Here is an 11,621-nt window from a genome sequence, read left to right as displayed (position 1 = left end):
GTTCGGCGCCGACGGCGGGCGCCGCGGTGGAGCCGCCGGGCGCCGGGCGGGGCACGAAGCGCTCCGGAGCGGGGACCGGGACCTGACACTGCCCCGGCACGACCGCGGCGGCGGGTCCGCCCGCTCAGGTGGCCGCGGCCAGAGACAGCGCGACCGCGCCCTACCTCGCCCAGGTCATGCCGTGAGCGGCTCACACGACGGCACCACAACCGACGGCCGTTCGGCGCCGACGGCGGGCGCCGCGGTGGAGCCGCCGGGCGCCGGGCGGGGCACGAAGCGCTCCGGAGCGGGGACCGGGACCTGACACTGCCCCGGCAGGACCGCGGCGGCGGGTCCGCCCGCTCAGGTGGCCAGGGCCAGAGACAGCGCGACCGCGCCCTACCTCGCCCAGGTCATGCCGTGAGCGGCTCACACGACGGCACCACAACCGACGGCTGTTCGGCGCCGACGGCGGGCGCCGGGCGGGGCACGATGGCCGGGACCTGACGCTGACCCGGTAGCGCCGCCGCTTCGGCCGCCGTTGCCAGGGAACGGCGGTCGGGGCGGGAGCCCGGCATGATCGGCTCCATCACCTCCGCCTCGGCGACGAGCCGGCGTGCTCGCGTCACCCGCCACACCGAGGCGAGCAGGGAGTCCTGCCCGACGAACGCGGCCGCCGTGGTGGACGCGCCCTCGGCGACCCCGTACCGCAGGCGCACCGGCTGCACGGGGACGCCCGCGTCGAGGGCGGCCTGGAAGGCGGCCCGGCGGAAGTGGCCCTGGGCACGGCCGCACCAGGTGCTGCCCTCGGGGAACACGGCGACCGCCTCCCCGGCCCGCAGCGCCCCGGCGATCCGGGCCACCGTCTCGGGCAGCGCGCGAATGCGGTCCCGGTCGATGAACAGGGCGCCGCTGCGCGCGGTCAGCCACCCCGCGACCGGCCAGCCCCTGATCTCCGACTTGGCGAGCATCCGGGCCGGGCGCACGGCGGCGAGCAGCGGGATGTCCAGCCAGGACACATGGTTGGCGACGAGCAGCAGCCCGCCGTCCGACGCCGCGCCACCGTCGATCCGTACCCGGACCCCCGCGGCCCGTACGACCCAGCGGCACCAGCGCCGCACCAGCCCGGCGGGTATCCGCCCGCCGAGCGGCATCAGCAGCACTCCGACGATCAGCACGGACAGGACCGCCGCGACCCGCAGGACGGCCAGGGGAACGGCTCTGGTCGCTCCCGCCGCGTCGATGCAGGTGCGCGGGGTGCAGGGGGCGCTGGGCCGCCAGAGGGTCCCCGCGTCGGGCGCGTGGCTCGTGCGGACGGCGGCCGGTGCGCCGGCCATGGGAGCGGTCGCCGTGGGGACACCGACGGCACCGAGGGAGGAGATGCTCATGGCCGCCCCGCCCGTCACGCCGGCACGAGGGAGAGGAAGTGCCGCAGATAGCGCGAGTTGACCCGGCGCATCGACAGCAGCACGTACAGGTCGGCGACCCCGAACTCCGGGTCGTGCGCGGGCTCACCGCACACGAAGGCGCCGAGGCGGAGGTAGCCGCGCAGCAGGGCGGGCAGCTCGGTGCGCGTGGCGGGGGCGGAGGCAGTCGGCTGCCAGGGGCGCAGCGGACGTACCCGGTACTCCTCCGGGGCCAGGTGCTTGGCCTGCACCCGGTCCCAGGTCGCGGCGGCGAGGGTGCCGCCGTCCGCCAGCGGGATCGAGCAGCAGCCCGCCAGCCACTCGTGGCCGCGGTCGACCATGTAGCGGGCGATGCCGGCCCAGATGAGGCTGATCACGGCGCCGTCGCGGTGGTCGGGGTGGACGCAGGAGCGGCCGACCTCGACCAGGTTGGGGCGCAGGGAGTCGATGTTGCTGAGGTCGAATTCGCCCTCCGAGTACAGCCGGCCCGCGACCGCGGCCCGCTCCGGGGGCAGCAGCCGGTAGGTGCCGACGACCTGTCCGGACACCTCCTCACGGACGAGCAGGTGGTCGCAGTACGCGTCGAAGGCGTCGATGTCGTGACCCGGCTGCGGGGTGGCCAGCAGGGCTCCCATCTCGCCGGCGAAGACGTCGTGCCGCAGCCGCTGGGCGGCGCGCACGTCCTCCTCGTTGCGAGCGAGGCCCACGGTGTAACGGGTGGGCGCCGTGGGCTGGGGGGGACGGTCGACGGTCAGTACGCCGGTCATGGCTTACTCCTGGTCACGGGCCGGGGACGGCGAGCGGGGGGCTTGCGAGCGGTGTGCCGCCCCTGTTCTTCCTATGCCGGTTGGCCTACGCGTGACCTGTGCCAGGAGAGTGGATGTGCGGATGTTGAACGGCGCGAACCGGTACCGGTCGTCCACATTCCGGTGCCCGACCGGTCAGCCGGTCGGTCCGGTGCTGTTCACCTGGCGACCGAAAAAGCGCGAGACGGGGCCGGGGAGCACCACTCCCGACCCCGCCCGTCCGCACCTTTCGGCGAACGTCTGTTGGGTGTCCCGTCCTATCGTTTCACCTTGCGCGCAGCCCGCAGCCACTCCTTGTTCATTCCGGTGATGGACATGAGCGGGATTCCCTTGGGGCAGGCGGTGGCGCACTCGCCCGTGAGCGTGCACCCTCCGAAGCCCTCCTCGTCCATCTGCGCCACCATGTCCAGGACCCGGGTCTCGCGCTCGGGCGCTCCCTGCGGCAGCACGTTCAGATGGTTGATCTTGGCGGAAGTGAACAGCATCGCAGCCCCGTTGGGGCAGGCCGCCACACAGGCCCCGCACCCGATGCACTCGGCGTGCTCGAAGGCGAGGTCGGCGTCCGGTTTCGGCACCGGCGTCGCGTGCGCCTCCGGCGCGGACCCCGTCGGCGCGGTGATGTAGCCGCCGGCCTGGATGATCCGGTCGAACGCCGAACGATCGACGACCAGATCCTTGATCACCGGGAACGCCGACGCCCGCCACGGCTCGATGTCGATCGTGTCGCCGTCCTTGAAGGACCGCATGTGCAGCTGACAGGTGGTGGTCCGCTCGGGCCCGTGCGCGTCGCCGTTGATCACGAGCGAACACGCGCCGCAGATGCCCTCACGGCAGTCGTGGTCGAAGGCGACCGGGTCCTCGCCCTTGAGGATGAGCTCCTCGTTGAGCGTGTCGAGCATCTCCAGGAACGACATGTCGGAGGAGATCCCGTCCACCTCGTACGTGGACATGGCGCCGTCGGCGTCGGCGTTCTTCTGGCGCCAGACGCGCAGGGTGAGCTTCATGCGTAGCTCCGCTGGGTGGGGTGGACGTACTCGAAGACCAGGTCTTCCTTGTGCAGCACGGGAGCCGCGCCCGTGTCGGTGAACTCCCAGGCCGCCGCGTAGGCGAACTCGTCGTCCTTGCGGGCCGCCTCGCCGTCCGGCGTCTGCGACTCCTCGCGGAAGTGGCCGCCGCAGGACTCGCTGCGGTGCAGCGCGTCGAGGCACATCAGCTCGGCGAGCTCCAGGTAGTCGACGACGCGGTTGGCCTTCTCCAGGGACTGGTTGAACTCCTCGCCGGTGCCGGGGACCTTGATCCGGCGCCAGAACTCCTCGCGGATCTGCGGGATGCGCTCCAGCGCCTTGCGCAGTCCGGATTCCGTGCGGGCCATCCCGCAGAACTCCCACATCAGCTCGCCGAGTTCACGGTGGAAGGAGTCCGGCGTACGGTCGCCGTCCACGGCCAGCAGCAGGTCGAGCCGGTCGTGGGTCTCGGCCAGCACCTCCTGGACGGCGGGGTGCTCGTCGGTGACCGTGTCGTGGTGCGGGTTGCGGGCGAGGTAGTCGTTGATGGTGGCCGGGAGGACGAAGTAGCCGTCGGCCAGGCCCTGCATCAGCGCGGAGGCGCCCAGGCGGTTGGCGCCGTGGTCGGAGAAGTTGGCCTCGCCGATCGCGAACAGGCCGGGGACGGTGGTCTGCAGGTCGTAGTCGACCCACAGGCCGCCCATCGTGTAGTGCACGGCCGGGTAGATCCGCATCGGCACCTCGTACGGATCCTCGTCGGTGATCCGCTGGTACATGTCGAAGAGGTTGCCGTACTTGGCCTCCACGGCCTTACGGCCCATGCGCACGATCGCATCCGCGAAGTCCAGGTACACGCCCTGTCCGCCGGGGCCCACTCCCCTGCCCTCGTCGCAGACGTTCTTCGCGGCGCGGGAGGCGATGTCGCGGGGTACGAGGTTGCCGAAGGACGGGTAGATGCGTTCCAGGTAGTAGTCGCGCTCGTCCTCGGGGATCCGGTGCGCGGGACGGTCGTCGCCCTTGGCCTTCGGCACCCAGATCCGGCCGTCGTTGCGCAGCGACTCGCTCATCAGGGTCAGCTTGGACTGGTGGTCGCCGGTGCGCGGGATGCACGTCGGGTGGATCTGGGTGAAGCAGGGGTTGGCGAAGTAGGCGCCGCGCCGGTGGGCCCGCCAGATCGCGGTGGCGTTGGAGTTCATGGCGTTCGTCGACAGGTAGAAGACGTTGCCGTAGCCGCCGCTGGCGAGTACGACGGCGTCGGCGAAGTACGTGTCGACACGGCCGGTGATGAGATCGCGGGCCACGATGCCGCGTGCCCGTCCGTCGACGACGATCAGGTCGAGCATCTCGGTGCGCGGGTGCATCTCGACGTTGCCCGCGGCGATCTGCCTGCTGAGGGCCTGGTAGGCGCCGAGAAGGAGCTGCTGGCCCGTCTGGCCGCGGGCGTAGAAGGTCCGCGACACCTGTACGCCGCCGAAGGAGCGGGTGTCGAGCAGACCGCCGTACTCGCGCGCGAACGGCACGCCCTGGGCCACGCACTGGTCGATGATCTCCACCGAGATCTGCGCGAGCCGGTGCACATTGGACTCCCGCGCCCGGAAGTCGCCTCCCTTGACGGTGTCGTAGAAGAGGCGGTGGATGGAGTCGCCGTCGTTGCGGTAGTTCTTGGCCGCGTTGATGCCGCCCTGAGCGGCGATGGAGTGGGCGCGGCGCGGGGAGTCCTGGTAGCAGAACTGGACGACGTGGTAGCCCTGTTCGGCGAGGGTGGCGCCCGCGGAGCCGCCGGCCAGCCCCGTCCCCACCACGATCACCGTGTGCTTGCGCCGGTTGGCGGGGTTGACCAGTTTGGCCTCGAACCGGCGTTTGTCCCAGCGCTCGCCGACGGGGCCGGAGGGGGCCTTGGTGTCGACGACGGGTTCGCCGGTCTCGTAGTTCACGTATTCAGCGGTCATGTCAGCTCACCACTCCGGTCATGACGCCCACGGGCACGGCGATGAACCCGGCCGTGAGCAGCAGCGCGAGGACGTCGGCGACGGTTTTCAGGGCGCGGTCGCGGGTGCGGCTGCCGGCGCCGAGGGTCTGGGCGGCGCTCCAGAAGCCGTGCCGGATGTGCAGGCCGACGGCGAGCATCGCGACGATGTAGATGACGTTGCCGTACCAGGTGGAGAAGGTGTCCACGACGTTCTGGTACGGGTGGCCCTCCTGGAAGCCGCCGGAGTGCACGGTGCCGGTCGTCAGGTCCAGGACGTGCCAGACGATGAACAGGCCGAGGATGATGCCGCCCCAGCGCATGGTGCGCGTGGCGTAGGAGGCCCGCGGCTTCTTGTGCACGTATTTGCTGGGGCGCGCCCTGATGTCGCGGCGGCTGAGCTGGTAGGCCGACGTGGCGTGCGCGACGACGGCGACGACCAGCACGATCCGGACTAGCCAGAGCGTCCACTCGTAGTGCATGAAGGGCTCGCCGACGGTGCGCAGCCAGTGCACGTAGTGGTTGAACTCGCCCGCCCCGAAGAAGATCTTCAGGTTTCCGATCATGTGGACGACCAGGTACAGCAGCATGATCAGCCCGCTGACGGCCATCACGGTCTTCTTGCCGACGGTGGAGTCCCACACCGTGCGTGCCATGGACGGCCGTCGGTCCGTCCGCGTTGCCAGAGCCATGACCAGGACGCTAGAGCCGGAGCACCCCATCGGTCCAAGACATGGTCCGGCTCGTATCGATAGGCACAGCCTATGCTGGCCCTATGCAGTTCCAGCAGCTCCAGTACTTCGTGGCGGTCGCCGAGACCCGGCACTTCACCCGGGCCGCCGACCTGGTGCATGTCGCGCAGCCCTCGCTGTCGCAGCAGATCAAGGCGCTGGAGCGGGAGCTGGGCGCGGACCTGTTCCTGCGGGCGCGGGGCAACATCACGCTGACCGACGCCGGGGAGGCCCTGCTGCCGCTGGCCCGGCGCATCCTCGCCGACACGGACACCGCGCGGCACGAGGTGCAGGAACTGGTGCAGCTGCGGCGGGGCCGGGTCCGGCTGGGCGCCACCCCGAGCCTGTGCACGGGCCTGCTCCCGGATGTGCTGCGCGCCTTCCACGACCGCTATCCCGGCATCCAGCTGCTGATCGAGGAGGGCGGCTCGCTCGATCTGGTACGGCAGCTCGCGCGCGGCGCCCTCGACCTGGCCCTGGTCGTGCTGCCCCTGCCGAGCCCGTCCCCGGCGCTGACCACGGTGGAGCTGCTGCGCGAGGACCTGGTGGTGGTCTCTTCCCCCGAGGCCGCCCGCCCCGGCGGCGGACGGCGCACCGTACGCATCGCCGATCTGGAGGGCGAGCGCCTGGTGATGTTCCGGCACGGCTACGACCTGCGCGAACTGACCGTCGCCGCGTGCCGGGCGGAGGGCTTCGAGCCGGACTTCGCGGTGGAGGGCGGGGAGATGGACGCGGTGCTGGGGTTCGTGCGCGCCGGGCTGGGCCTGGCCGTCGTACCGCGCATGGTGGCCGCGCGGTCGGGGCGGGGACTACGGGTCACCCCGCTGGCCCGGCCCGGACTGCACCGGACGATCGCGCTGGCCCACCGCAGCGACGTGGCCCCGCCGCGGGCGGCGCGGGAACTGCAGCGCATGTTGCTGGCACGCTGAGTCCTTCCGTACGGATCCGCCGGCGGACCGCCTCACGGCCGGGGACACCTGCCGGGTCGGAATCTCCTCGACCGTCGTCAGCGTCGCCCGGGTCGACCGCTTCGTTCCGCCGCTGGAGACCGGGCGGCTGCCCCGGCCGCATCTGTCGCTGACGCTGTCACGCGCGTCGCGGACGCGGCCGGGCGGGCTTGGCGTTTCAACGGACCGTGGGCCTGGGAGCCCTTTGACGGGACCAAGCCGCACACCCCGGTATGGCCGCTGACCCTGAGGGGCCGTGAAGCCTCAGGGCCTGTTCACGGCACTCACCCCGTCGCGTCCACCAGCGCCAGCTCATGCAGTCGCTCCGGTGGGCCCGGGCGGGCGTAGTACCAGCCCTGGGCCGTGTCGCAGCCCAGTATGCGCAGTTGCTCGGCCTGGGCCCCGGTCTCCACGCCCTCCACCGTCACCGAGAGGTTCAGACCGTGGGCCAGGGAGACGATCCCCTCGACGATCTTGAGGTCGACGGGGTCGGCCGGGAACTGCTGCATGCTCTGGGTGAAGGAGCGGTCCAGCTTGAGGATGCTCACCGGCAGCCGGCGCAGATTGGCGAGGTTGGAGTAGCCGGTGCCGAAGTCGTCCAGGGCGATGTCGACACCCATCTCGGCGAGCCGGCGCAGGGGCTTGAGCAGGTCGTCGTCGGCGCCGATGAGGGCCGACTCGGTGACCTCGAGGCAGAGGGCGTCGGGTGCCACACCCGCGCGCTCCAGGATGTCCACCGTGTCCTGCACCAGCCCGGGGTGGGTGAGCTGGCAGGGCGAGAGGTTGACGTTGATGCGGAAGGGCCCGGCGTCGTCGTGACGTTCTCGCCACGCGCGGGCCTGACACACCGACTGCTCCAGCACCCAGCGGCCGAGCGGCACGATCAGCCCGGTGTGCTCGGCCAGCGGAATGAACCGGTCCGGGCCGAGGACGCCGTGCTGCGGGTGCAGCCAGCGCACCAGGGCCTCAGCGCCGCGCACGCTGCCGTCGCCGAGGTGGACCAGCGGCTGGTACTCGATGAAGAACTCGCCCCGGTCCAGGGCCGTCGGCAGCGCCGTGGTCAGACCGTGCCGGGTGATGGCGCGGGCGTCGGCCTCCGGGTCGGCCAGCTCGAAGCGGTTGCCGCCCGCCGACTTGGCCCGGTACATGGTGATGTCGGCGCTGCGCAGCACCTCCGCCGGGCCGCGCTCCCCGGCCGGGCCCTCGACGATGCCGATGCTGCCGCGCACGGTCAGTTCCCGGCCGTCGACGCTGATCGGGGCGATCAGCGCGTTCATGATCCGGGAGGCGAGCTCGTCGACCTCGCGCTCGGTGTCGGGGCCGGTGGTCAGCGCCACGAACTCGTCGCCGCCGAGCCGCGCGACCATCTCGCCGGGCGCGGTGGCGCAGGACTGCAGACGGTCGGCGACCTCGACGAGCAGCCGGTCGCCGGCCGCGTGGCCGAGGCTGTCGTTGACGGTCTTGAAGCCGTCCAGGTCGAGGTAGCACAGTCCGAACCGCTGGCCTTCCCCGGCGCCCAGTGCCTTCTCCAGGCGCTCGAAGAAGAAGGTGCGGTTGGGCAGGCCGGTGAGCGCGTCGTGCGTGGCCTCGTAGCGCAGCCGCAGGTTGAGCAGCCGCCGCTCGGTGGTGTCCTCCATCAGGGCCAGCTGGTACTGCGGTTCGCCGTCGGCGTCGCGCAGCAGGGAGACGGTGAGGTTGGTCCACAGGACCGTGCCGTCGGGGCGGTAGAAGGCCTTTTCGACGTGGTAGTGCTCGCGCTCGCCGCGGACGAGTTCGGCGTAGAGCGTCCAGGTCTGCGGCGCGTCCTCGGGGTGGGTCCACTCCCTGACGTTGCGGGTGCGGATCGCCTGCTCGGAGACGCCGAACATGCGTAGCAGGGCGCCGTTGACCTGCAGTATGTTGCCCGCGAGGTCGGCGATCCCGATTCCTATGGCCGCGCCCTCGAACACCGCGCGGAAGCGGGCCTCGGTGTCGTGCAGGGCCTGGGCGACCACGCCCTGCGCCTTGAGGGCGGCCGCGGAGATCGCCTCCTGCTCGGCCAGCGTCCGCTCGCGCAGCGCCTGGGCGAACCCGGCGGCCATGGCGTGCTGGAGCCGCGACGAGCGGGCCCGCAGGTCCTCCTGGTCGCCGTCGGCGCCGCAGTAGAGCACGAGGTAGGCGTCGACGCAGTCCAGCGAGCGGCTGAGCGCCTCGGGGTCGGTGCAGTGCGCGCCGACGAGCGCGGCGCCGACCGCCCTGCCCTGCTCCGCGTCGAACGTCCTGGCCCTGAGCGCCTCGCTCAACCGCCGGGCCAGCGGTAGCAGTTGCTCCTCGAACTCCGGCCGGGTCGACGACGTCGAGGTCACCGGGAAGACCGCCCGGCTCCAGATCGTCGCGAACCGGCGCAGTCTGTCCTCCGGCCCGTCCGGCCCCGCGCTCACGCCGTACGCCCCACGCCGGCGAACCCGGAGAAGGCCCACGGATCCTCGTCCTCCAGTGCGGTGTCGGGCCGCCAGTGCGCCATCGGCACCAGTCCGGGTTCCACCATGTCGTACCCCTTGAAGAACCGTGCGATCTCGTCGCGCGAGCGCATGATCAGCGGGTTGCGAATGTCCTTGTACACGTCGACCGTGCCCTTGGCCCGCTCCTCGGGCAGCGGGATGCCCTCGTACGAGGCATGCGTGAGCACCAGCATGCTGCCGGGGGCGAGCGCGTCGCGCAGCTGGGCCACCGCCTCGTAGGGTTCGTCCTCGTCCTCCACGAAGTGCAGTATGGCAACGAGCAGCAGCGCCACTGGCCGGTTCAGGTCGATCAGGCGCTCGACCTCGGAACTGGCCAGGATCTCCTGGGGCTTGAGCAGGTCCGCGGCGACGACGTCCGTGGTGTCGTTGCCCGCCAGCACCGCCTGACTGTGCGCGACGGCGACCGGGTCGTGGTCGACGTACACCACATGCGCGCCGGGGCTTGCCGCCTGGGCCACCTCGTGGACGTTGCCGAACGTCGGGATGCCGGAGCCGATGTCCAGGAACTGGGTGATGCCCTCGTTCACCGCGAAGCGCACCGCGCGGCGCATGAACGCCCGGTTGGCCTGCATGATCTTGGGGAGGCCCGGCATGAAGTCCATGGCCTTGCGGGCCGCTTCCCGGTCGACCTCGAAGTTGTGCGAACCGCCCAGGTAGTAGTCGTAGATCCGCGAGACGCTGGGCACCGAGATGTCGATGCTCCGGGGGGCCCAGGCGGGACGCTCCATCTATCTCTCCAAGGCGTAGGCGATCCGGTGTTCGAGCTGAGGCTACTGATCGCCCGCCAAAGGAGCGAGCGGAAACGGAAATTGACCATCCGTTCCCGGTCACTGCCAGTGGCACGTGCCGAATTGACGCCCCTCGCACCCTCTACGAAAAGTATCCGAAGCATTCCACAGAGTTCCGAACCATGGTGAAAGAGGGCGAAGAACCACGGTGAATGCAGGCAAACCGGTCCGCCCCCTGTGTGGAGCTTCAGGGGGCGGACCGGTGAGTCGAGCGATCTCTACTGCTCCGAGGCGCCGACCGGCTTGCCGTCGGGGCGGATGGCGAACCATGTGCCGCCGACGCCCTGACCGTTGGTGTCGCCGGGCTTCTTGTCACCGGCGAAGGTGTAGATCGGCACACAGTCGATGGTCTGCTGCTTGATGCCGTCGGGCCGGTCGAAGACCACGTAGCCCTGGCCCCTGGGGCCGGAACCCGCCAGGTCGATGCCCTCGGTGTCCTCGGCGTCGACCGGCGCGATGACCGGCCACTTGTCCAGGCACTCGCCGGTGCAGGCCGTCTTCATCGGCCAGGGCGAGTCCTTCATGAAGCGGTAGACCGTGTGGCCGTTCTTGTCGATGACGATCTCGCCGAGCTTGGTGTCCTTGCGCGTGGACAGACCGGGCAGATCGGCCGCTTCGGCCCCGCCCTGCGCCTTCTTGCCGGTGGGGGCGAGCGCGTACCAAGTGCCGCCCACGCCCTGGCCGTTGACATCGCCGGCCTGGGTGTCCTTCGCGTAGCGGTACGCGGGCCAGCCGTCGATGGTCAGCTGCTTGGTGCCGTCGGTGCGGGTGACCGAGCCGAGCTTGTTCTTGTCGATGCCCACGCCCGCCGTGGCGTCGTTCGCGGGGACCGGCGGCCACTTGGTGGCGCAGTCGCCGTCGCAGTTCGACTTGGGCGGCTCGGCGACGTCCTTGTCGAAGCGGTAGAGGGTCATTCCGTCGCTGTCGGTCAGCACCTCGCCGAGTTCCGCGTTGGTGGCCACGGTCAGTTCACCGGCGGAGGCGGCCTGGGTGGCGGCGCTCTCCTGGCCCGCCGCGCCCGCGTCATAACCGGATCCGAGGCCGGTGCCCTCTCCGTAACCACCGGCCGCGGCTGTCGCACCCACGTTCTGGCTGCTCGCCGGCGGGGCGGTTTCCGAGCCGCATGCCGTCGTCAGCGCCGCCACCGCCACGGCGCTCACCACGAGCGAGGCGCTCCGCCACGAGGTCTTCATCGTCAACTCCCCATAATCACAAGGGTGTTGCAGCGCCCTGCTGCGCCGCCGCACGACAAGAGGTACGCAGGAGAGCCACTGTCGTGTTCAACCGAGGCACAAATTTCTTTCCGGAACCTGTGACGGCACCGGCGTCACAGCTGCGAACAACCCCATCACCGCGGTGACTCCGCCCGCCTCCCGTCGCACGCGCGTGCGCCCCCGGCGGTTACGGCCGCGCCCCCTGATCAAACCTTTCGAGCGCCATCCGTCGCCCGTTCGGGGCATTCCAGCCGTTCTCCGGCACGCCGGGGCACGCGA

General features: G+C 71.0%; 10 protein-coding genes. 2 read left to right on the top strand and 8 right to left on the bottom strand.

Going from position 1 to position 11,621, the window contains the following annotated elements; all coding sequences use genetic code 11:
* Positions 1-181 precede the first annotated feature (181 nt).
* Entirely contained in the window at positions 182-304 is a 123-nt protein-coding gene (locus ACZ7NC_RS24445) for a hypothetical protein (protein ID WP_471491208.1), read from the top strand.
* 88 nt (positions 305-392) lie between these two features.
* Here the strand turns inward: ACZ7NC_RS24445 and ACZ7NC_RS24440 are convergent, their stop codons facing one another.
* The 5 genes from ACZ7NC_RS24440 to ACZ7NC_RS24420 form a co-directional block, all read right to left on the bottom strand.
* Positions 393-1,316, bottom strand: coding sequence for a lysophospholipid acyltransferase family protein (locus tag ACZ7NC_RS24440; protein ID WP_471491252.1), 924 nt, complete (start codon positions 1,314-1,316; stop codon positions 393-395).
* Positions 1,317-1,381: 65 nt separating this feature from the next.
* A complete protein-coding gene (locus ACZ7NC_RS24435; protein WP_471491207.1) occupies positions 1,382-2,152 on the bottom strand; it encodes a GNAT family N-acetyltransferase in 771 nt (256 codons plus the stop codon).
* 296 nt (positions 2,153-2,448) lie between these two features.
* Complete coding sequence (locus tag ACZ7NC_RS24430; protein ID WP_471491205.1) at positions 2,449-3,195, bottom strand: succinate dehydrogenase/fumarate reductase iron-sulfur subunit; 747 nt, start codon at positions 3,193-3,195, stop codon at positions 2,449-2,451.
* Positions 3,192-5,144 carry a fumarate reductase/succinate dehydrogenase flavoprotein subunit gene (locus ACZ7NC_RS24425; protein ID WP_471491204.1) on the bottom strand — a complete coding sequence of 651 codons (1,953 nt, stop codon included), beginning with the start codon at positions 5,142-5,144 and terminating at the stop codon, positions 3,192-3,194. The genes ACZ7NC_RS24430 and ACZ7NC_RS24425 overlap by 4 nt, the downstream gene beginning before the upstream one ends.
* 1 nt (position 5,145) lies before the next feature.
* A complete protein-coding gene (locus ACZ7NC_RS24420) occupies positions 5,146-5,817 on the bottom strand; it encodes a succinate dehydrogenase (RefSeq protein ID WP_471491251.1) in 672 nt (223 codons plus the stop codon).
* 119 nt (positions 5,818-5,936) lie between these two features.
* On the opposite strand from ACZ7NC_RS24420, the gene ACZ7NC_RS24415 reads away from it, so the two are divergent.
* Positions 5,937-6,821 (top strand): LysR family transcriptional regulator, encoded by an 885-nt coding sequence (locus ACZ7NC_RS24415; protein WP_471491202.1) that lies wholly within the window; start codon positions 5,937-5,939, stop codon positions 6,819-6,821.
* A gap of 302 nt (positions 6,822-7,123) precedes the next feature.
* Here ACZ7NC_RS24415 and ACZ7NC_RS24410 read toward each other — a convergent pair whose 3' ends face one another.
* The 3 genes from ACZ7NC_RS24410 to ACZ7NC_RS24400 form a co-directional block, all read right to left on the bottom strand.
* The gene (locus ACZ7NC_RS24410; protein ID WP_471491201.1) at positions 7,124-9,259 is read right to left on the bottom strand and encodes a putative bifunctional diguanylate cyclase/phosphodiesterase; all 2,136 of its coding nucleotides are present in this window, start codon (positions 9,257-9,259) and stop codon (positions 7,124-7,126) included.
* A complete protein-coding gene (locus ACZ7NC_RS24405) occupies positions 9,256-10,068 on the bottom strand; it encodes an SAM-dependent methyltransferase (RefSeq protein ID WP_471491199.1) in 813 nt (270 codons plus the stop codon). Before ACZ7NC_RS24405 ends, ACZ7NC_RS24410 begins: the two co-directional genes overlap by 4 nt.
* A gap of 278 nt (positions 10,069-10,346) precedes the next feature.
* Entirely contained in the window at positions 10,347-11,321 is a 975-nt protein-coding gene (locus tag ACZ7NC_RS24400) for an SCO0930 family lipoprotein (RefSeq protein ID WP_471491198.1), read from the bottom strand.
* Positions 11,322-11,621: the final 300 nt, after the last annotated feature.

This window comes from Streptomyces sp. NPDC111802, from assembly GCF_055634335.1.
The sequence above is the reverse complement of the archived record's forward strand: the minus strand, read 5'-3'. Positions and strand labels throughout refer to the sequence as shown.